Consider the following 22,912-nt stretch of genomic DNA (forward strand, 5'->3'; position numbering starts at 1 on the left):
TAAAAAGAAGGTGTGATTTTATTGGAACTTAGACATATGCAGTATTTTGTTGAAGTCGTAAAACAAAAAAGTATGACGAAAGCAGCAGCTAAACTTTTCATTACACAGCCAACAATTAGTAATACGATTAGATTACTAGAAAAAGAATTAGAAGTAACATTATTTAATAGATATAAAAACCAAATATACCTAACTGATGCGGGGGAGGCATTCTTTTTTCAGTGTAAAGAAATGCTGAAAATGTATGAAAACATCCCTAATGAATTAAGTAATCTTTTAGAATTGAAAAGCGGACATTTAAAAATAGGAATTCCTACAATTATTAATATTCGAAGACTAATAAAACTCATCTCTCAGTTCCATGATTCTTATCCTAATGTAACGTTTCAACTTTTTGAAAATGGAAGTAAAAAAATTGAAAATGATATATACTATGGTGATTTGGATATGGGGATTACTGTCCTACCAACGAATCATAAAATTTTCAGTACATTCACTTTCTTAGAAGAAAAGTTAAAACTTGTAGTTCATAAAGATCATCCATTATCTAATAGTGATACGATTGATATTGAAGATTTAGAACATCAAGAATTTATTTTATTTAATTCTGATTTTTACTTAAACGATAAAATAAAGAATACGTGTAGAAACTATGGATTTAATCCTAATATTATTTTTGAAACGACCCAGTGGAGCTTTATAGAAGAAATGTTAATAAATAATATGGGCATTTGTATATTACCTGAGGGGATACTTGATTTATTGGATAAAGATTTGAAAGCTATTAGTATTAATGAACCTTCAATGAAATGGGAACTCGCCATTATTTGGAGAAAAGATATCATAGTTGATTCATTAACAAAAAATTGGATTAAATTTATACAAGAAAATTACTTATTACATCATTAAACGTAGAGGTCATTCACATAATTTATGGCCCTATAAAAAAAGGATATTTTCTATTTATATGCTCCCGTTCTATAATTTGTGACATAAACATTATAGAACGGGAGTTTTTCATGGAAAATTATAAATATCCGAGCGATAGTAAAATTGTCAGTACCGATCAAGTTTTAATTAATGACTTGAATAATTACAACACACTATTTGGTGGCGTATTGATGAAAAAAATTGATAATAATGCAACTTTGTCTGCTAGAAGACATGCAAGAGTTAAAGAATGTGTCACAGCATCTACAGATAGTGTGGAATTTTTACATCCTATTACTCAGTCAGATTCAGTTTGTATAGAATCTTCTGTAGTTTATACAGGAGAAAAATCTATGGAGATATTTTGTAAGGTAATTTCGGAAGATATGATTACAGCAAAAAGAAAAATTGCTGCTATCGCTTTTCTTACTTTTGTAGCCTTAGATGAAAATAAAAAATCAATTAAAGTACCTAAAATTACAGCTCAGACTAAAGACGAAAAAACATTATTTATGTATGGTGAAGAAAGAGCAAAAGTGCGTAAAACGAGAAGGTTACAAAGTAAAACATTACTTAAGTCTCTTGATTTAAGTAAACCATGGGAATTGGAGAAGTGATAAAAATGGTTAATGAAATGGATGAACTAACACAATTCAAATTAGATTTAAAAGTTTTGAGAGAAGAATCACCTCGCTTATATGAGCAATTAGAATATATAGCAAGTTTAACAAGACAACTAAGTATTCATTATAAATATTTAGGACTACTTATGTTTTCAAACAATAATGAAGTTATTCAAAACAACAGACCTATTTTAATTAGAGATTCTGTTTTAGAGTTATATGAACGAGAAGTTGAAAAAGTAAAAGAAAATAATGAATTCGAATATGTGAATGAAATGATATTAAAATTCCAATTTGTAGCTTACTCACAAATATTCCTTATCGTTTTAGGTGCAGAACCTAGTTTTGTATTTAATAACACGATTATTAAATAATACAGAGCTAGAGCTACTTCGATCTTGAAATGAGGCAGCAATAAATGAGCATATCAGAATGTAGATATTTATGTATCAAACAAGACAAATCCTTTGAAAAGGGTAAGCTGTATTGGCTGTTCCCGACGGAGGTGTCTACACTTGATGAAAAATATTTTTACGTATCAAACGATGGACAACTTTTAACAGAAGCATACAAAAGTAGTAACTTTATTAAAAGTGTCTCGCACTAATGTAATATAGCATTTTCGAATACGACAAGAATCCTAAACTACTATTATTTAAAAACACGATTTTGAACGTGTCTGGTTACTTTTTTATAGTATGCATCCTCAATCATACTATGCTTTGGAGCTAAACTTTTCAAAATCTGACAAGTATAGATGAATTTTAAAAGCAGTCACAATTTTAATGATTTGTGACTGCTTTTTATAATTTTATTATTTTTCAATATTTGATGCACATGTAAAGCAATATAAATGATTGTCATTATATTCACCATTCAAGAAACCATTTAAACAATAAATATCTTTTTGGCAGACAGAACATTTTCCTACTAATTCTCTCATTTTAAAAACCCCCTTGAATATTCATGCATTCGTCTTAAGTTAATCATATTATAAATCGATAATATTTATACAGGAGAGATAAAGGGTACAAGTATTTATTTTTATTAAGATTTTACTTTAAAAGGTTAGATTTTTTATAAATGTGTTATAAGGCTATCACGTTTAATAATCTATCATGTATATTTTTCCAATTATCATATAAATTCACGGTACATACTTTGAAGTCAAACTGATGTAGGGTACCTTGTAACGTGATTTCAGTATCAACTTCTGGGTAAAGTAGCATGCCTGTTTGTTTTTTTATATTAAATTGTGAGTTATTCATTAAGTAAGCAAATACTTGGTAAATGTGTGCGCTTCTTATAATGTCTTTGTTATGCGATTGGGTGAAAGCACTGTGATAAAATTTTGTATCCAAAATTATTTTTTCATCGGGAAAATCAATAGATATATCAGTGAACATTTTAGGTAAAAATGATTCAATTGACCCGCTGGAGTCCCAATGAAGTTTTCGACTATTGACTGTACAGCCTGTGAGTTCTGTATCATAAAAATTTTTAACGAATTTTTCAAATAATTTAGCAAGTTCTTGATGATTACGTGTGAAATCATTGAAATAATCATCACTTTCGGATTCATGCAACAACAGTTTCGTCCAAATAAAACGACATAGTAGGATTATGAATTTATAATGATAATTATTTTTATGAAAAATTAAATTTTTAAAATCCTGATCTTTAATTTTAATATCAGAAACTGAATTAAAGTAATTTAATATGCGTTTAAGTTCGTTTTTATAATTCTTTTCTAGCCCATTGTATTGAAGTAAGTGTATGGTAATACGTTTAATGATTTGATTGAATAAGTTGTCTACTGTTAATCCCTCATATTGAATATGCATTTTTCCTTTTTTAAAAGAAAAGTCATTTATAGATTCTTTGAAATTAATTTTTCCTTTTATGATACCTGAGATGTCATGTTCTTCTATATATTCTTTATATATACCTTTTTTGATTAATGATTTAAGTTTAGAAATTAATACTCCGCTTATTAGGTTAGTTAGGTCTTTTTCATCTCGTTGTGAAACAGGGATTAACTTTTGCTCTTGTGGGTATCCCCATGAATAGACAAGCATATAGTAGATATTCTTAATAGGAATTCTACTTGTATCTACTTGCGAGGTCATGTACTTTGTCCTCCTCATCAAACCAATATTCATTTAGTAAAGGTTCGATTTCAAGTTTTAAAATACGATTAAACCAAGTGTTTTCATCTTGAATAAATTCAGAAGGGGTAAAGAAACTATGGCCAATTTCAAAACCTTTACCTAAGTTAATATGGTCATTTAAGATCATTTGATTCACTTCATTTAAAAATGATTGTATTTTTTCAACAAAATCATAAGTGATACCGGAATTTAGTAAGAAATCTATAAAAGCTTGAGTGTTATGTCTAGGTTCAAGATTTATAAATGAAAACCTACGACGTAATGCATAGTCAACTAAAGCTAATGAACGATCTGCTGTGTTCATTGTTGCTATGACAAAAACATTATCAGGAATATAAAATTTATCATCGCTATCAGAATTATAAGTCAGTTTAATAGCATTGTTATAATCACGTTTATCTTTTTCGATTAACATCATAACTTCGCCAAAGATTTTTGATAAATTCCCTCTATTTATTTCATCTATTATAAAGTAATAGTTCTCATTTTTATTTTGTTTGGCTTTTTGGCAAAAATTAAAAAAAACGCCGTTTTGAAGTGAAAATGTACCTTGACTATTGGGTTTGAAACCTTGTATGAATTCTTCATAAGAATAAGATTGATGAAATTGAACCATTTCTATATTCTCCGGTTTTTTTTGAGACATATGGAAATAAGCCAATCTTTTGGCAATGAATGTTTTACCTACACCAGGAGGGCCCTGTAGGATTATATTTTGTTTATAATTTAAAGATTCAATTGCGTCCTCAATATCATCAAATTCCATAAACAAATCATCTGAATGAGTTTCTAATGTATAAATGTCTTCAGATGGGTTTGCATCAACTATTTTAGTGTTCTCGTCTTTATTGGGTTGTGTGGTACATCTTTGGATTAAAGTATTAACAGCTTCTGGAAATGGAGTGAGTTTTGTTAAAAATTTTGAATGTATATCTAAATCTTTGAATTCCCAATTTCCTTGTTCTAGCCATTCTACATCTCTATATGAGCCAAATTCCGTGGAATATTTATAGGCAGTTATGATTTTTGCTACAGCAACAATAGAATTGGTATTATCTTTAAGAAAAACAGTATCATTTTCTTTCATTTCATATGCAAATTGATAATTTGATAAAGTTGCATTAATTGGGTTGGTTTCATTATCATAAATTTCAGTTAGTTTCTTTTTAATTGCTTTTTTTGAAGATAGTTCATTTAAATTACCCAACTTATGCCAGGAATTGAAAATTTTGTTTTGAGATTTATAATCATCCCATTTTTTATCTGAATCTATAGTTAACATCCAGTAATCATGTTCAAAAGTAGTTTTAGCTTCTTTTTTATAATTTTCGAATAAAAAGCTAAAGAATTGATCAATTTCGTAATGAATGGGCAAATTAGTCTGTTTACCTATGATTGTTTTATATTTATCCACTATATTATAATCATTTATTGCGTTTTGATATTTTACAAATTTATCCGAATATTGATCTCCTCTTTGAAAATTCAAAGGAAGTTGAAGTACGTTTTGAATTGCCCCCTTATCTCGTTGATTATAGAAACAGAATTTATCTGGAAATAAATTTCCTAAAATCTCGCTTAACACACTATCTCCAAATCCAAAAAGGCTGTAATTATTATTTTGAAGAAAATTATTAATCTTTAATTCTATTGGGTCATCGCTATAAACTAAGTAATTAAATGATTTTTTATATTTTTCAATATCTGCATTTGGTCTACCCAATGCTCTTGAGCGTGTAAGTGCCATACCAAAAGCATTCAAATGTTTTCCCATTTCTTGAAAATCTTCCCATTCCATTTGGTCAATATAGCCAGGTTCATGAAATTTTTTAAAGTATAAATAGCTTTCTTTCAAGAAGTCAAACTCAGAATTAAATGTATCTTGATTATTTTTATAGAATTCAAGATACTTATCAATATTGGGTTGATTCACTTTGTCTTCTAAATTTTGCGGTTCTTTCCAAAAAGAAAATAATATATCGAATTCTTTTTCAGTTAATTTATAATTTGTTGATTGAGGTGCTTTTAAAATTAATAAATTTTTAGTTTCAGGTATGTTTTTTAAATGAGAAATTGATAGCTTACCTTCTTCTTTTGTCATTTTACGTTCAGATATTTTTATTTGTACTGATGGGCTATCATCTTGTGTAGATAGTTTTTTAATTTCTCCTAAAGCAATAATACCACCAGAACCTTTTTCTTCGCCATTAGAGCGCCATATAAATACTTTGTCACCTACTTGTAAATCATCAATAAAGTGTTTTTGTTTTATATTCCAATCGATAATTTGGTTATTAAGAATATAATCATCCATATTTTTTACGTCTGGATAAATAATTTCATCAACTTCAAATCTTTTAGGGTTACCTTGAAAAATCCAATAATTCATAGTTTAAGTCACCTCAAATAATATTTTCTTCAATTTTAACATAAATATTTTAGAAAATATTTTTATTGTAAAAGTAAAAATAAACAGTTTTATCTATAAGGAAATAACGTAATAAAAAGACGTATCTTATATAAGATACGTCTTTTTTAACAAAGAAATTATAATTTTTTCACAGTCAGTAATAAATAGATAAAGAATGGGGCGCCGAATGCAGCGATGAAAACACCAGCCGGTACTTCTTTTGGTAAAAATACTGTTCTGCCTATAAGATCCGCAATGACAATGGAAAGTGCGCCAAAAATGGCTGACATCAATATCCGTTTTAAATAATTACCTTTAATCAAAGCTTTAGCAATATGTGGTGAGATTAAACCCACAAAGCCAATGTTCCCTACAAAACTAATCGCTGCGCCAGCAAGTATTGTTGTGATCACCATTTGAATGAGGCGTGTTTGATTAACCTTTACGCCTAAACCCGTGGCAACATTATCATGCATAACGGATACTTTCATTCTTGGGAGTACAATAACCAACAATGGCAAAGTACACACTATAAATAACCCCAATATCAAACTGTTTTCAAATGTAGCACCAGATAAACTACCGACAAGCCAGGTATACGCTTTAGACGCAGCAAGTTGTTTTGTAAGGACAAGCGTGCCATTCACGAGTGCCATAAATAACGTTTGTAGTGCGATACCAATAATAACTAGAGTAGTGGGCTGTATATTGCCTTTTTTTTGGAAACTCATCAAGATGAACATCACAACAGCTGCACCAGTGAGCGAAAACGCCGGCAGCCAATGGACACCAATATCTCCTAAAAACGCAATAAATGCCACTGCACCAAATGTTGCACCACCTGTTACACCTATAATATCTGGAGAAGCGATAGGATTTTTAAGTACATTTTGTAAAATCAAGCCACTTACACCAAGTGCTGCACCAGCTACAATCGCTAATATAATTCTTGGCAAACGCAACACTTCGATGGTGAATTGATCAGGACTTGAAATAGGATCAATCATATAAGAAAGGATACTATTTAACGATATAAAAGTAGACCCCAGCATTAAACTCAAGATTGAAAAAATAATCAATATGAGAACGGCAATGACTAAACGTTTGGTATCTTTTTTATGGAGTGTTTCATTCATATACATTGAATTCCTTTCCTAATAATATAAATAAGTGTAATTGAGCCGATGACTGCTGTGATAACACCTATAGGAAGTTCGAGTGGTTGGATTATTGTTCTGGCTAAAATATCGGATAATGTCATTAACATAGCACCACTCATTGCAGTGAAAGGTATCAAATATTTATAGTTAGCTGGCATTAACTTTTTACTAATATTCGGTACGATTAATCCGATAAACATAATAGATCCTGCAAGTGAGACCGAAATACCTGCAAGCGCACTAATAGTTAATACCATAATCATTTTTGTTAATTTAACTTTTTGACCAAGTGAAGAAGCAATTTCATCACTCGTCATTAAAATGTTGATGTGTGACGACATCGCAAAGGCAATGAGTAGAAATATAATAATAATTGGAATGACCCAAGGCACTTCCCACACATTACGCATTGCAACAGAACCACTTAGCCAAAAGAGAAAACTTTGTAAATTGCTTTGGTTCATAATTAAAATGCCTTGTGTAAATGCTCCGAATAATGCTGAAATCGCTGCGCCAGCCAATATCACACGTTTAGGTGAAAATTGCGCTTGCTTAAACATGCCAAGTGTAATAACAAGAACAGTAACAATGATTGCCCCGATAAATGAAATCGCTATGAGTGCTTCAAATGATTGCACTTTAAAAAATGTTAAGCCACAAATCACAAAGAACACGGCACCTGAATTGACACCAAACAGGCCAGGTGAAGCGATTGGATTACGTGTTAACACTTGCATAAGCAGACCAGATACAGAGAATGCAGCGCCAGTAAGTATAGCGATAATTGTTCTGGATGCACGGGATTCGGCAAGTAGAATATGTATATCGTTATTACTATTAAAGTGAAACAACGCTTGTACCAACTGTGAAAGTGATACAAGCGTGTTTCCAATGATTAAACTTAAAATCGTTACAACGATAAGGCATAAACCAGAAAGCATTAATTTATACCACGGTTTAAGTAACATGAGGTAACTCCTTATTGATTAAGATTGTTTTTCAATATCTAATTTTTTGTATAAATCGTCAATGAGCTTAAGTGATGAAGTGTAACCACCAGCCATGTTCCATGTGATTTCGTCCACATTTTTTGATACTTTATCATTTTTTACTGCATTTAAGTTTTGCCATTGATTACTTGATGTCCATTCTTTTTCTGTTTTCTTAGTTAATTCTACGTCCTTAGCACTTTTATCAGACTTGAACATAAAGATATGGTCAGCATCCATAAGTGGAATGCTTTCTTTAGATGTTAATTGAATGATGTCTTTACCTTTATCAACTTGTTTTTGTTGTCCTTCTGGGCGTTTAAATCCTAAGTCATGTAAGATGTCTCCAGCGTAACCACTTGCATAAATACGTGCATGATCTGGTCTGAAGTTGATAACTGAAGCTGACATTGGCCATTGATCTCCATACTTAGCTTTTGCATCTTTTTTAAATTGTGCAACTTTATCATCATAATTCTTTAATAACTCATCAGCTTTTTCTTCTTTACCGAGTGCTTTACCCATCATTTTCGTTGTATCTTGAAATTTATACACTGTATCGTGCGTAATGGTTGGTGCGATTTTAGAAAGTTGTTCATATTGTTTTTCATTTCTGACTTTAGAACCGATGATTAAATCTGGTTTTAACTTTGATATTTCTTCTAAGTTTGGTGAAGGTTCTTGACCTACTATTTTTGTATCTTTTAGGTCGTCTTTTATGTAATCATATTTAGGTTGTTGCGTCCAAGATTCTACAGCACCGACGGGTTTGACGCCTAATGCGACAGATACATCAGTCGCGCCTTGATATAATGTTACGACACGTTTTGGTTTCCCTTTAATTTCAGTGGTCCCCATAGCATGTTTAATATTCGTTGTTTTACTATCTTCCTTTGACTCCGATGACTTTTCGGACTCCCTATTTCCACAAGCTGCTAACACCATAACGGCTACTAAAACAGTAATGAATACTTTTGTTAAATGCTTCATTTCTCTAAAACCTCCAACTAGGATTGATAATCATTATCAATCCTAATATCTTATAAAGTAAACGATATGTCAACAAAAATTTTAAATTTTTTAAAAAATTAAATAAAGATTTGACATTTTAAATAAGGATACCTAGAATACAGTTTACTGATAATGATAATCGTTATCATTATCGTAGTGTTATCGATAATCCATATTTTTTAGGAGGAATTTAAGTGAGACAAGAACCTAAGCATTGTCATGATTCTTTACTTTCATGTATAGGTGGAACGCCTATGATACAGCTCAAACAACTGTTTCCGGAACATAATGTTTTCGCAAAATTAGAATATATGAATCCAGGCGGCAGTATGAAAGATAGACCAGCTCAATACATCATTGAAGATGGTTTTAACAAAGGAACAATTACTAAAGGTACACATTTAATTGAGAGTACTTCAGGAAATTTAGGTATTGCTCTAGCAATGATAGCTAAGATAAAAGGATTAACACTAACATGTGTGGTAGACCCGAAGATTTCAGAAACAAATTTAAAAATTATTAAAAGTTATGGTGCAAATATAGATATGGTAAACGAAGCGGATGAAAATGGTGGGTATTTAATGACGCGCATTCAACGTGTTCGTGAATTACTCGATTCAACTGACAACGCATATTGGATCAATCAATACGCAAATGAATTAAATTGGCAAGCACATTATCATGGTGCTGGTGCAGAAATCGTAGAGCAAATAGAAAACCCAATTGATTATTTTATAGCGCCAGTGAGTACGACAGGCAGCATTATGGGCATGAGTAGAAAGATAAAAGAACATCACCCGAATGCACATATTATTGCGGTGGATGCGAAAGGGTCAGTTATTTTTGGTGACGCACCTACAGATAGAGAATTACCAGGTATTGGCGCGAGTAGAGTGCCTGAAATTTTAAATAAAGAAGAAATAGACCAAGTTGTCCATGTCGATGACTACCAATCAGCACTTGGATGTAAACGCTTAGTTGATTATGAAGGTATTTTTGCTGGTGGATCGACAGGATCAATTATATCAGCGATTGAAAAAGTCATTCATTCCATCGATAAAGATAAAACAATTGTGACGATTTTACCTGATAGAGGCGATCGCTATTTAGATTTGGTTTATTCAGATGCATGGTTTGATGATGTAAAAAATAAAAAAGGAGCACTAACACGATGAACAAAGACATGTTGTATTTAAATAGATCAGATATTGAACAAGCAGGAGGTAATCATTCAACAGTTTATGTAAATGCATTAACAGAGGCATTAAAAGCCCACGCGAATCAAGATTTTGTGCAACCATTAAAGCCATATTTACGCGCAAATGATAAAGAAGGGCATATTGCGGATCGTATTATTGCCATGCCAAGTCATATTGGCGGTCAAGATCCAGTATCAGGTATTAAATGGATAGGTAGTAAACATGATAATCCTTCAGAACGAAAGATTGAACGCGCAAGTGGCGTTATTATTTTGAATGATCCCGAAACAAACTATCCCATTGCAGTGATGGAAGCGAGCTTAATCAGTAGTATGAGAACGGCTGCTGTTTCAGTCATTGCTGCTCAGAAATTAGCGAAAAAAGGCTTTGAAAGATTAACAATTATCAGCTGTGGTCTAATTGGTGATAGACAATTGCAAAGTATGTTAGAGCAATTTGATCATATTAAACAAGTATACGTATTTGATCAATTTGAAAAAGCCAGCGCTAATTTTATTGGAAAATGGGCTGAAGCACGTCCAGATATTGACTTTGTTCAAGTGACGACAGCGAAAGAAGCAGTTGAAAATGGAGAGGTAGTCATTACTTGCACAGTTACGGACAAACCATACATTGAATATGACTGGATTCAAAAAGGCACATTTATTAGCAATATTTCAATTATGGATATTAAAAAAGAAGTCTTTACACAAGCAGATAAAGTCTTGGTAGACGATTGGTCACAAGCAAATCGCGAGAAAAAGACAATTAATCAACTTGTATTAGAAGGGCGCTTTAGTAGGGAAGCCTTACATGCTGAATTAGGAGAATTATTAACGGGTGCTAAACCAGGAAGAGAAAATGATGAAGAAATTATTTTATTAAATCCAATGGGTATGGCAATCGAAGATATTTCAAGTGCTTATTATATTTATAAAGAAGCGAAGCAACAGCAAATCGGAACAACATTAAGTCTATATTAAGGAGTGTCGTTCAGTGATAGAAGGTACAGCGAATCATCAACAAAATCATGCGCACACTACTGTTTTAAGAAATCTAGTGGATGGTCTATTATTTGAAGATGTCTTTGGTCTTTTGACAAAAAGTGAAGCATTGCAAATCGCTTCAGATACGCTATTGAAATATGGCAATGAAGATAAGGCGCTCTATATACCTGTTTATCATAGTGGTTTAAATATTTATAGATTAAAAGGAACGACCGTCTTTGTAAAAGAAAATGACGAACAACATGAAATAAATGCTTTAGCGTTGTGGGACACACTAGTTGAAATGAATACATCGTCGAGCCGTGAATTGAATACAGCACGTTTTCGAGAAGGCCTTGAAGTTGCGATGGATCAGTTAACAGCTCAATTAGAAGGATTAACCTTATCAGAACATCCTTTTATCAAATCAGAACAGTTTGCGAGCTTAAAGGATCGTCCATTTCATCCTTTAGCTAAAGAAAAACGAGGTTTAGTTACAGCAGATTATCAACAATATCAACCAGAATATTTTAAAACTTTCTCTTTAAAAACGGTTGCGATACATCGTGATTACATTCTTAAGAGTGAGTATTTAAACGAAAGTTTACTCAATGAAGCCTTAGCAATCGAAGATGAGGGCACATTAGCACACACGCTTGAGGAGGCAGGCTTATCTTCAGAGTCGTATATGGTATTTCCTGTACATCCTTGGCAAATGATACATGTGATTCCCGAAATGTTTCAAGCAGAAATCGCAGCGCATATTATTGTGCCACTAGATTATGAGTTCGGCACGTTTTTGCCATCATCATCTATGCGTTCGCTCATTGATATTCATCGCCCGTTTCAACATATTAAAGTACCGTTTTCAATGCAGTCGTTAGGTGCACTGAGATTAACACCGACACGCTACTTATTAAATGGTGAAAAGGCAGAACAATTATTAAGTGAAATTATAGCTCAAGACAGCACTTTAGAAAATAAGGTAGCGCTGTGTAATGAAAAGCAGTGGTTATCGTTTATTAATGCAGACAAAGATATATTCCAAGATCAAATTGGCCATCTGACAACACAGATTAGAAGTTATCCTAACCAAGTAACAGCGTCATCGTCTCAACTCGTATCGATGGCTGCATTAGCGGCCCATGATGCCACATTATATGAAGATATTCTAGGCATAGCGCAGGCTCAAATGGAAAGTCAGCAATTAGAAGTGTTATTTGATGAGATGGTAGATTACTTTATTCATATTATGCTTAAATTTATGAAAAACGGTGTCTTACCAGAAGTGCATGGACAAAATATTTTGATTTTATTTAAAGAAGGGCACGTGGATCAATTCATATTGAGAGATCACGATACAGTACGTATTTATCCACAGTGGATGCATGAAAATAACATTGATATGCCACAATATGCGATAAGCAAAAATTCTCCGAATACGTTAATTAATGAAGATATAGAAACGTTCTTTACATATTTTCAAACATTAGCAGTATCAGTGAATTTGTATGCAATTGTAGATATGATGCATCACGTTTTTGGATTGGATGAAATCGTGTTAATGAATAAAATAAAAGCATCACTTTCAAAGCATGTGCAACAGATGGATTGTTCGGAAGCGGATAAAGCACAAGTGCAACATATTTTATTCGAGAAGCAAACATGGCCTTTTAAACGCGTACTTTTACCACTTTTACATCAACAAGAATCAGGTGGCGGTAGTATGCCATCCAGTATTGGGACAATACCAAACCCCATGATGCGTCATGAACAGTGAAGCGATTTGGTATAGGAACTTTCGCATCTTATGGTTGAGCCAGTTTATTTCGATAGCTGGACTGACTGTACTCGTTCCTTTGTTGCCAATCTATATTGCATCGCTCAAGGATTTATCTGTTACAGAAATTCAAATGTGGAGTGGGATTGCGATTGCAGCGCCCGCTATCACAACGATGATTTCATCACCGTTGTGGGGCAAACTTGGCGATAGAATCAGCCGGAAATGGATGGTGCTCCGTGCATTATTAGGTTTAGCAGTTTGTTTATTATTGATGTCACTCTGTACGACGCCACTACAGTTTGTGTTGGTCAGATTGTTACAAGGTTTATTTGGTGGTGTTGTAGATGCTTCTAATGCATTTGCGACGAGTGAAGCACCGGAAAAAATGCGTGGTAAAGTACTTGGAAAATTGCAAAGTTCTATTAGCGCGGGATCTCTAGTTGGACCCCTTATCGGAGGCGTTGCAGCAAGTATTGTTGGATTTCAGTCGTTATTATTAGTGATTGCTATTTTGACATTTATTGTCTGTGCAGTAGGCATTAAGTTACTTATAGAAACCACACATCAGCATAACAGTAGTGAAGCAGAACCTATGCGTTGTAGTGTAAGACAATCATTTAAATGTTTACTGTGTTCTCAAGTGACATGTCGCTTCATTATCGTTGGTATGCTTGCTAATCTTGCGATGTATGGCATGATGACTGCACTCGCCCCTTTAACAACTGGCGCAAACCAGACATTTTTAGATGATAAAGCAGCAGTAGGTCTTGTTCAATCTGCATTTTGGACTGCCTCTATTTTAAGTGCCCCATTATGGGGAAGCTTAAATGATAAAAACTATGTCAAATATGTCTATTTAATCACTGCACTCATTTGTGGCTTAAGTGTCATATTCCAAGGTCTGTCGAGCACACTGTGGATGCTAATCATCTTTAGAGTGATACAAGGATTCACGTATAGTGCATTAATTCAAAGTGTGATGTATGTCGTTGTTAAAGCATGTCACCAAGATTTAAAAGGCACCTTCGTTGGTTCCACTAACAGCATGTTAGTTATAGGACAAGTTGCAGGCAGTATGCTAGGCGCTGTGATTACAAGTAGCTATAACCCTACGATTACATTTATCGTGATGGGCGGCATATTTATAAGCAGTTGTGTTGTCTTATTATCATCGCAATTAAACGCTGTGAAAGATTATAAATTAACAATGAATGTATGGGAGTTGAATAATAAACGTGCAAAGTAATCAGAATATGGAAATAGCTGAACATGCAGCTGTAGAACGTATATTGAATGTATATTTTAGAGAACAAAATTTGTACAATGCGCAACCAGAGCAGAACATGTGGTTCATCACGCTCGGGCCATCTAAAACGTTAATAGGTAAATTTAATTATTGGTCAGAAATGGGTCATCACTCATACCACCCAGTGATGTGTGCACAAGACAATGGCACATCTTCACAGTTAGCACCAATGGAAGTGATTGAACACTTGTTTGAGATGCTTGCGCAACAAACGGAAGATGAAGAGACAAGTGAATTAAGAGCAATACTACACAATATTTACCTAGATATTAACAATAGTGTAAAACGCACCGCACTCTATTTAACACGTGCGCAACAACAACAAACTGAAGATGAGTATATTATTTCGGAACAATCCCTTTATTTGGGTCACCCGTTTCATCCAACGCCCAAGAGTTCAGTCGGATTTAGCGAAGAAGATTTATTGAATTATGCACCAGAGTGCCAGGCACAATTTCAACTGTATTATATACAAGTTGAGCGTTCTATTATGCTTGAAAGATATGTGGAAGGCAGAGCCGCCGCAGTAAATGAATTGGCATTACAGTTGGCACAGTTAGATACTGATGACATAGAAGCCGGTTATACATTATTGCCTGTGCACCCATATCAAATAGCTGTATTAAAAGACAACGCTAAGTTTAAACAATGGATGGATGACGGCTTTATTAAAGATATCGGTATCAGCGGACATTACGTCTATCCGACGTCTTCTGTTCGCACGGTATTTTCAAAAGAGCATAACGTTTACCTGAAATTACCGATAAATGTCAAAATCACAAACTTCGTAAGAACGAATGATCATGAACAAGTAGAACGTACAATTGATGCCGCAAGTGTCATCGCATCGATAAAACCAGATTATGAAACAAAGCATTTTAAGCTGATGTTTGAAGAAGGTTATCGTGCATTGAAAGATTCGCCTGAAGCAGGTGCTTTCGATTTATTAGCAAACACCGCAATGATTGTGCGTGAAGGTATTGAAGATTATCACTCGGAGAAACAAATTCATGTGTTAGCAAGTCTATTTGAAACCATGCCACATGAGCCGGATTCTATGTTAGGAGAGATGATTACTCAAAGTGGCTTGTCAGATGAGGAATGGTTAAGTGCATACTTAGACATCACCTTATATCCAATGCTTGAATTATTATCTGAAACTGGCATTAGTCTAGAAGGTCATGTACAAAATACTTTGATTGAATTTAAAGATGGCCATCCGCAAGTGTGTTATGTCAGAGATTTGGAAGGCGTATGCATCGCAGAAGATATCGCAAAGCGTGCGCAAATTATTCCACATATAATACAAAGCGAAAGTCCAGTTGTCTACAGTAATGAAGCAGCGTGGCATCGTTTTAAATACTACATTATTGTAAATCATTTGGGGCATTTGGTGGCTACAATGGGCAAACGCGTTGGTAGTGAAACGATATTATGGCAAACGCTTCGCAATAAATTATTGGATTGGTCTCAAGACGCAAGTATATCAACACAAATGAAAATCTATGTGGATGACCTATACGAAAGTTCAACATTTTCCGCAAAAGCAAACTTTTTGAGCAAAATAAAAGCGTGTGGTGATAACCCAATTTATACCAATATACCAAACCCAATGTTTATGGAAGAGGAGGTACGACAACATGATGCACAATATTGAACAACAAGTAAAACAGCGCATTATGAATCAACTTGTAACTTCTATTATATATGAGGATGTTGTGCAATATGAGGTGACACAACAAGGTGCTACTACGACAGTAACAATTGAAGCGGAAGACGCAACGTATCGTGCTGAAGTAAGAGAATTAGATAGCTTTCAAAGGTTAGAACTTACATCACCTGTATGGCGAATCACAGGTGAAGGCGATACAGCAGTAACGGTTGATTACGCCACAATGTTACGAGAAGTCATCTATACATTTGATAAAAATAGTGAAAAAGTAGAGGCGTTTATCAATGAATTACTACAAACGGAACTGAAAGATACACAAGCCATGCGATATAAAGAGATGACTGCGGGTAGTGTTAAATTAACGTTCGATGCACTTGAATCTTATGCGATGGAAGGTCATCCTTATCACCCAAGTTATAAATCACGTCTCGGCTTTACTCTTGTAGATAATTTGCAATATGGTCCTGATTTTCAGCCGACATTTACATTGAAATGGCTCGCAATTCCAAAACAATATATTGAACAGACTGTCTCTCAAAATATTGAATCGCAAGAATTACTTCAACAACAATTAGGTAATGAAGTTGTGCAGCAGTTTAAAGAAGTGCTTATAGCATTAGATAAATCATTAACGGACTATGAATGGTTGCCTGTACATCCTTGGCAATTTGATCACATTATTGCGAATGAACTTGCTGAACAATGGATTAATGGTGAAATTATATTACTAGGCGAATCGGAAGAATACTATACACCGCAACAATCGATTCGTACATTATCACCTGTGGACACGTCTAAACATTATATTAAAGTGCCCTTAAGTATTACGAATACATCCACTAAACGTGTATTAGCGCCACATACGATTGAAAATGCAGCGCAGATTACAGATTGGTTAAAGCATATTCATGAACAAGACAGCTATCTAAATAAAGAATTAAAAACGGTCTTCTTAGGTGAAATATTAGGAATGTCTTATATTAATGATAATTTAGATGAATCAAAGCGTGAAGCCATTTATGGTGCAGTATCTGTCATATGGCGAGAGAACTTACACAGTTACTTAACTGAAACAGAAGAGGCGATACCATTTAATGCGATTTATAGTTTGGACCAACAACAGAATCCAATTATTCAGCAATGGATTGCACAATATGGTGTAGCAGCTTGGGTTAAACAATTCATCAAAGTCGCAGTGCAACCGATTATTCATATGCTTTATTACCATGGGATTGCACTTGAATCACATGCGCAAAATATGATGCTCATTCATGAAGACGGTTGGCCAACGCGTGTAGCAATTAAAGATTTTCATGATGGTGTGCGTTTTAAACGTGGATTACTAAGTACAGAGGCACAAAATCCTCAATTAAAAGATACACCAGAAGAACATAAGAAAATTAATCGTAATTCATTTATCGAAACAGAAGATGTAGAACTTGTTAGAGACTTTGCTCTAGATGCATTTTTCTTTATTAATATTTCTGAAATCATTATGTTCTTTGAACGTCACTACAATTTGAGTGAACCTCAACAATGGATGTATGTATACGATGAAATCGAGCAGTATCGTCAAACCCATCCTGACTTGCCTAATTATGAGCATTTTGATCTATTTGAAAAAACGATACAAGTAGAAAAATTAACAACAAGAAGATTGTTAGAAGATACGGAAATAAGAATCCATCACGTAAGTAACCCGTTAGGAGTGATTCATCATGATGACGTTATCCCTCAAAGATAAATTGGCACAAGACGCTGAAGTCTATGGCATTTTCAATTCGATTCCGAACCCACTTGTTATTGAAATCATTGCAGCAAGTGGTTATGATTTTGTAATTATAGATACTGAACATGCTGCCATTAATGATGAAACGTTAGAACATTTAATTCGTGCAGCTGAAGCAGCGCAAATCACACCAATTGTCAGGGTCACTCAAGTCATTGAGCGAGATATTATCAAAGTGTTAGACATGGGTGCAAGAGGTATTATTATCCCTCATGTTAAAGATAAAGCGACCGTAGAACATATTGTGGAATTAAGTCGTTATTATCCTCAAGGTATGCGCAGTTTAAATGGTGGACGCATGGCCAAGTTTGGTGAAATTCCATTAACAAATTATATGGCAGATGCGAACAATAAAATTATTGTCATGGCGATGATTGAAGATCAAGAGGGCATCAGTGCAATAGAAGACATTGTACAAGTTGAAGGCTTAGACATGATTATTGAAGGTGCTGCCGATTTATCTCAGTCGTTTGGCATGCCATGGGAGACAAGCTGTGAAGTCGTACAATCAGCATTACGTTACATGCATGACGTGACAAGTGATTACAATAAACACTTTTGTGCATTACCAAGAAATAAAGAACAACAAGATATGTGGTCACAACGTGGTGTTAATACGTTTGTACTTGGAGACGATCGTGGCAAACTTTACCGTAATTTAAAATCAGAATTAACCTCATTTAAAGGAGGGGCAGAACGTGACACAAATATCCGACAAAATTAAAGAAATCAAGCAGAGTGGCGCTCCTGTTTGTCATTATATATATGATTTAAACGCATTACGTCAACATGTGCACAAAATCGTTTCGTCCTTACCAGAGAACTGTGAGATGTATTATGCGATGAAAGCCAATAGTGAAGAAGACATTTTAGCGACGATGAGTGAATCTGTTGCTGGATTTGAAGTAGCATCTCAAGGTGAAATACAAAAAGGTTTAGCACATAAAAAAGCGAACCGCATTATTTTTGGTGGTCCAGGCAAAACAGATGAAGAATTAGCATTTGCCATCGATAAAGGCATTCAACGCGTTCACGTAGAAAGTATATACGAGTTAAAAAGGTTAAATGCTATCCTTGATACCAAAAATGAACAGATGGATGTCTTATTACGTGTGAATTTATCAGGGCCCTTTCCAAATGCGACGCTACACATGGCAGGACGACCAACCCAATTTGGTATATCAGAAAATGAAGTCGAACAAGCAATCAAACTTGCACTTGAACTACCGCATATCAACTTAGAAGGATTTCATTTTCATTCTATTTCAAATAACTTAGATGCAGCGTTACATCTAGATGTTATACGACTCTATTTTCACAAAGCCAAAGTTTGGGCAGAGGCCTTTCAATTTCCACTGAAACATATCAATATCGGTGGAGGTATTGGAGTCAATTACGCAGATTTAAATCAACAATTCGAATGGCAGCAATTTGTTGAAGGCTTTCAATATGTGATTAATGAAGAAGCGATGAATGATGTTACGTTGAACTTTGAGTGTGGCCGTTACTTAGTTGCGCATATCGGTTACTATGCGACTGAAGTCATTGATATCAAGCAAGTGCATCATGCGTATTACGCTATTTTAAAAGGGGGCACGCAACAATTCAGACTACCAGTGTCATGGCAACACAATCATCCTTTTGAAATATGTCATATTGACCATAATCCCTATCACTTTGAACGCATGGAAGTCGCTAATGAAAAGGTGACATTCGTCGGTCAACTCTGCACGCCGAAAGATGTTTTCTCAAAAGAAACACCAGTAAAATCTGTAAGAACTGGGGATGTCGTAATATTTAATTACGCTGGCGCTTATGGTTGGTCTATTTCTCACCATGATTTTTTAAGTCATCCACATCCGACATTTATCTATTTATCTGATCAATAAGGAGGACTAAAATGGAACAAATGTATAATGCATTAAAACTTGTACCAGTGGAACACATAGACTTACATGAAACATTTGAGCCGAAGCGTTTAGAAAAGACAAAGCAAAGTATTGAAGCGGAACAAATTATGAGACATCCAGTATTAGTTACACAAACACAATCAGGTAGATATATGGTCATTGACGGTGTGCATCGTTTCACGAGTCTCAAAGCACTTGGATGCCGCGTTGTACCAGTACAAGATATTAATGAGACACAATATTCCATTAGTACATGGAATCATAAAGTACCTGTTGGTCAGTGGTGGGAAAATTTACGACAAGATGATAGTTTGCCATGGACGACAGAAATTAAAAATACCACGCCATTTATTACAATGTGCAAAGGCTATGACGAACAATATTTATATATAGAAGATTTAGGAGAACAGAAATTAGAAGCGTGGGCAAAGGTCGTTGCCAGTTATAGTCAAACTTATGATGTGGAACGTATGGCACAGAGTGATAATACTTGTGTATCTAGCCAACATATTTTGATGAAATATCAGTCGCTTGGTTTTAAAGAAATCGAAACAATCGTTAATAGAGGAGAAACTGTCCCAGCCGGTGTCACACGTTTTAATATTTCTGGTCGCTGTCTTAACTTACAAGTGCCGTTAGCAATTTTAAAAGAACAAAATGAGCTAAATAGAGATGTAAAATGGAATCAATTCTTAGAGAAAAAAATGGATAGCGTACGTTGTTACTCTGAAAAAGTCTATTTAGTTGAGCAATGACGTCTTAATTATAAATAGAAAAACAGCCTGGGACATAGAACATGTCTCAGGATCATTTTTTATATTGGCAGTGGCTGACTGAATTGAAAATGCGCTTATATCAAGCTTTTTTCAGTTCTAGTCAGCTGTGCCGGGGTGGGACGACGAAATTTTATTAGAAAAATTAGATTTCTGTCCCACTCCCCATTCTGTCGACAAAGTCTTTTGATTTTGTCGGCAATTTTTTTTGCCTATTTAGTTTTTTCATCTTTACGGGCCTCTTTTAAATCAATTTGAGCTAATAGAGGATCATGGTCACTCGCACGACCTGACATATCAGTGAAATCACTGTTTACATGAATTGGATCTAATTCTGTATGGTTTTTCAAATTATTTGAAACGAATATATGATCGAGTGCTTGTGAATTACCTTGATAGTTGTATGAATAACGTTCGCTTTCAGGTAAATCATAAATCATATTGCTCATATTAAAGCTTTCAAATGTTTTTAACGGTTTTGACCATTGGAAATCATTATAATCGCCAACGGATACGATATTGGCATTAGGGTTGTCTTTTTGGACTTGTTCTACAAAGTGTCCAACTGATTTGGCAATTTCAACACGCTGATTTTCACTTTCTAATACTGGAGGTTGTTGACTACCGAATAGTGGTGTATCAGCATTTTTAGAGTTCCAATGATTCGCTAATACAATGACTTGTTCTCCATGAAATTTAAATTGAGCAGCCAATGGTTTTCTAGAATCATCAAAGGCCGGATTATTCGGGTCGATGCGACCTGGATTTAATGTTAAGTCGCCATCTTTATATGATACTGCTGTGTCTGCATCTCCAGATTCAATAGATTTATCAAATTGAACACGTTTAGGATTATATAAGAAACCAACACGGATATTCGCATCAGGCTGTCCGCCGTCTTCATTCATTGAAGGATCGATATTTAAATATTTATACTTTGGTCCACCAGCTTCTTCAATATCTTTAATTAAACTTTCGTAAGATTTATTAGCTTCTGGTCCGCCTTCTTTTGGACCGTCATTATCTTGTACTTCAGTCACGCCGATAATATCAGGGTTCTTCATATGTTCTGTGATACCATTCGCAATTTTATCCGCTTTATCCTCTGTTGTAGATGATGAATTGTTAGAGAAATTTTCTAAATTATAAGATGCAACATTGAGCTTTTGATTACTCGGTTCTATGGAAGTTGGTTGTGGCTCAGTATCACCCTCAACATGAGCTTGTTTCATGTCATCTAAATCTACATTTAATTTGTAGTTTTGGTATCCATAATTCACATGACCAATAATTGGACCTTTAAATTTATCGCCTGTTGCTACATCAAAATCACGTGCTTTATGATTATCATACATTTTAAAAGGAATACGTTCACCATGCTGATCATTTTCTTTTAAACGTACACCGCCATTGTCCGTTTCAGCTGGTTGGTCGTCTAAAACAGTGAAAAGGTCACCGTGTTCTTGTGGGCCAACACTTCTGACGTCGCCAACTTCAACACGCATGCCTTCTAGCGATTCCCAGTAGTCAATTGCGTATTGCTCACGATCAAAGGTCTGAAAGTTATCATTTGCAGAAATTTTACTTGGTACTTTTTCAATCACATAGGGCTCAGGCAATTGTTGGTTACTTTCTTCAATAGCCACGTTGCCACCTTTATCATCACGTGCATTAATTTGAGTTACTGGTAAGTCTGTTTCCTGTTTATCATCATAACCATCAATATAATATTCATCGACAGTGCCTGTAACGTTAACTAAGTCACCTTTTTGAGCGTCATAATTTTGATTACCCGTATAAATGATAAGACCCTCAGATGTATTCGGGTTATTATCCTGTTTATCGTCAGGTGTTTCAATATGTAAGTACTTGCCACCATTTAATTCATATTGATATGTGACAATCCCTTTTATGTTGTTCACTTTTTTACCATCGTAAGGTGATTGATGACCTTCGCCTTGGATATCGTGAATTTCTATACTTTTTGTCGAACTATCTTTTGTATCTTGCGCATCTTTCTCTGTTGTTGTTGCGTGAAGTGTAGTAGGTGCTATGACAGTAGTTGCTAATGCCATAGACGTGATAAATGACCAAGTTAATTTCTTCAAAACCATTCCCCTTTAAAATTCAAATTTAATTATATTGTAACAAAGCTAATTCAAAGGAATTGTTAAGCTAGGGTAAATTAATATTAAGTTTG

19 protein-coding genes are annotated in these 22,912 nt (G+C 34.3%); 12 read left to right on the forward strand and 7 right to left on the reverse strand.

The features are described 5' to 3' along the window. The first annotated feature begins 21 nt into the window (after positions 1–21). The 3 genes from cidR to ACP3TL_RS12245 all read left to right on the forward strand — a co-directional run bounded on the left by cidR (position 22) and on the right by ACP3TL_RS12245 (position 1,927). Positions 22–909, forward strand: a complete 888-nt coding sequence (gene cidR / locus ACP3TL_RS12235; protein ID WP_069816843.1) for a cidABC operon transcriptional activator CidR — start codon at positions 22–24, stop codon at positions 907–909. 110 nt (positions 910–1,019) lie between these two features. Then, positions 1,020–1,547 (forward strand): acyl-CoA thioesterase, encoded by a 528-nt coding sequence (locus tag ACP3TL_RS12240; protein WP_069816845.1) that lies wholly within the window; start codon positions 1,020–1,022, stop codon positions 1,545–1,547. A 5-nt stretch (positions 1,548–1,552) separates the two neighbouring features. Next, positions 1,553–1,927, forward strand: a complete 375-nt coding sequence (locus ACP3TL_RS12245; RefSeq protein ID WP_285336806.1) for a hypothetical protein — start codon at positions 1,553–1,555, stop codon at positions 1,925–1,927. A 440-nt stretch (positions 1,928–2,367) separates the two neighbouring features. On the opposite strand, the gene ACP3TL_RS12250 is transcribed toward ACP3TL_RS12245, so the two are convergent. From ACP3TL_RS12250 to ACP3TL_RS12275, 6 genes are all read right to left on the reverse strand, one after another. Next, positions 2,368–2,496, reverse strand: coding sequence for a hypothetical protein (locus tag ACP3TL_RS12250; RefSeq protein WP_256092662.1), 129 nt, complete (start codon positions 2,494–2,496; stop codon positions 2,368–2,370). A 145-nt stretch (positions 2,497–2,641) separates the two neighbouring features. Continuing rightward, positions 2,642–3,682 carry a 5-methylcytosine restriction system specificity protein McrC gene (locus tag ACP3TL_RS12255; protein WP_069832779.1) on the reverse strand — a complete coding sequence of 347 codons (1,041 nt, stop codon included), beginning with the start codon at positions 3,680–3,682 and terminating at the stop codon, positions 2,642–2,644. Further along, positions 3,657–6,113 (reverse strand): AAA family ATPase, encoded by a 2,457-nt coding sequence (locus ACP3TL_RS12260; protein WP_285325929.1) that lies wholly within the window; start codon positions 6,111–6,113, stop codon positions 3,657–3,659. The genes ACP3TL_RS12255 and ACP3TL_RS12260 overlap by 26 nt, the downstream gene beginning before the upstream one ends. A gap of 158 nt (positions 6,114–6,271) precedes the next feature. Continuing rightward, the gene (locus tag ACP3TL_RS12265; protein WP_277575698.1) at positions 6,272–7,270 is read right to left on the reverse strand and encodes a FecCD family ABC transporter permease; all 999 of its coding nucleotides are present in this window, start codon (positions 7,268–7,270) and stop codon (positions 6,272–6,274) included. Continuing rightward, positions 7,267–8,262: a FecCD family ABC transporter permease gene (locus ACP3TL_RS12270; RefSeq protein WP_069832777.1), complete on the reverse strand. Its 996-nt coding sequence runs from the start codon at positions 8,260–8,262 to the stop codon at positions 7,267–7,269. The genes ACP3TL_RS12265 and ACP3TL_RS12270 overlap by 4 nt, the downstream gene beginning before the upstream one ends. A gap of 18 nt (positions 8,263–8,280) precedes the next feature. Beyond that, positions 8,281–9,273 (reverse strand): ABC transporter substrate-binding protein, encoded by a 993-nt coding sequence (locus tag ACP3TL_RS12275; RefSeq protein WP_410529855.1) that lies wholly within the window; start codon positions 9,271–9,273, stop codon positions 8,281–8,283. Positions 9,274–9,488: 215 nt separating this feature from the next. On the opposite strand from ACP3TL_RS12275, the gene sbnA reads away from it, so the two are divergent. Genes sbnA through sbnI form a run of 9 tightly spaced genes read left to right on the forward strand, consistent with a single transcriptional unit; the run spans position 9,489 to position 20,694 of the window. After that, the gene (gene sbnA / locus ACP3TL_RS12280) at positions 9,489–10,469 is read left to right on the forward strand and encodes a 2,3-diaminopropionate biosynthesis protein SbnA (protein WP_069832775.1); all 981 of its coding nucleotides are present in this window, start codon (positions 9,489–9,491) and stop codon (positions 10,467–10,469) included. Further along, a complete protein-coding gene (gene sbnB / locus ACP3TL_RS12285; protein WP_285336807.1) occupies positions 10,466–11,476 on the forward strand; it encodes a 2,3-diaminopropionate biosynthesis protein SbnB in 1,011 nt (336 codons plus the stop codon). Before sbnA ends, sbnB begins: the two co-directional genes overlap by 4 nt. 13 nt (positions 11,477–11,489) lie before the next feature. After that, a complete protein-coding gene (sbnC, locus tag ACP3TL_RS12290; RefSeq protein WP_069832773.1) occupies positions 11,490–13,259 on the forward strand; it encodes a staphyloferrin B biosynthesis protein SbnC in 1,770 nt (589 codons plus the stop codon). Next, positions 13,249–14,508, forward strand: coding sequence for an MFS transporter (locus tag ACP3TL_RS12295; protein ID WP_069832772.1), 1,260 nt, complete (start codon positions 13,249–13,251; stop codon positions 14,506–14,508). Before sbnC ends, ACP3TL_RS12295 begins: the two co-directional genes overlap by 11 nt. Next, a complete protein-coding gene (locus tag ACP3TL_RS12300; RefSeq protein ID WP_069832771.1) occupies positions 14,498–16,225 on the forward strand; it encodes an IucA/IucC family protein in 1,728 nt (575 codons plus the stop codon). Before ACP3TL_RS12295 ends, ACP3TL_RS12300 begins: the two co-directional genes overlap by 11 nt. Continuing rightward, entirely contained in the window at positions 16,212–17,984 is a 1,773-nt protein-coding gene (gene sbnF / locus ACP3TL_RS12305) for a staphyloferrin B biosynthesis protein SbnF (RefSeq protein WP_256092663.1), read from the forward strand. Before ACP3TL_RS12300 ends, sbnF begins: the two co-directional genes overlap by 14 nt. Then, the gene (locus ACP3TL_RS12310) at positions 17,959–18,753 is read left to right on the forward strand and encodes an HpcH/HpaI aldolase family protein (RefSeq protein ID WP_069832769.1); all 795 of its coding nucleotides are present in this window, start codon (positions 17,959–17,961) and stop codon (positions 18,751–18,753) included. Before sbnF ends, ACP3TL_RS12310 begins: the two co-directional genes overlap by 26 nt. Then, complete coding sequence (locus ACP3TL_RS12315) at positions 18,728–19,918, forward strand: type III PLP-dependent enzyme (RefSeq protein WP_069832768.1); 1,191 nt, start codon at positions 18,728–18,730, stop codon at positions 19,916–19,918. The genes ACP3TL_RS12310 and ACP3TL_RS12315 overlap by 26 nt, the downstream gene beginning before the upstream one ends. Before the next feature lie 11 nt (positions 19,919–19,929). Continuing rightward, a complete protein-coding gene (gene sbnI, locus ACP3TL_RS12320; RefSeq protein WP_069832767.1) occupies positions 19,930–20,694 on the forward strand; it encodes a bifunctional transcriptional regulator/O-phospho-L-serine synthase SbnI in 765 nt (254 codons plus the stop codon). 230 nt (positions 20,695–20,924) lie between these two features. Here sbnI and ACP3TL_RS12325 read toward each other — a convergent pair whose 3' ends face one another. Next, a complete protein-coding gene (locus ACP3TL_RS12325; protein WP_370736936.1) occupies positions 20,925–22,826 on the reverse strand; it encodes a DUF8508 domain-containing protein in 1,902 nt (633 codons plus the stop codon). Positions 22,827–22,912: the final 86 nt, after the last annotated feature.

The organism is Staphylococcus caseorum (assembly GCF_049943195.1).
GTDB classification, from domain to species: domain Bacteria; phylum Bacillota; class Bacilli; order Staphylococcales; family Staphylococcaceae; genus Staphylococcus; species Staphylococcus equorum_A.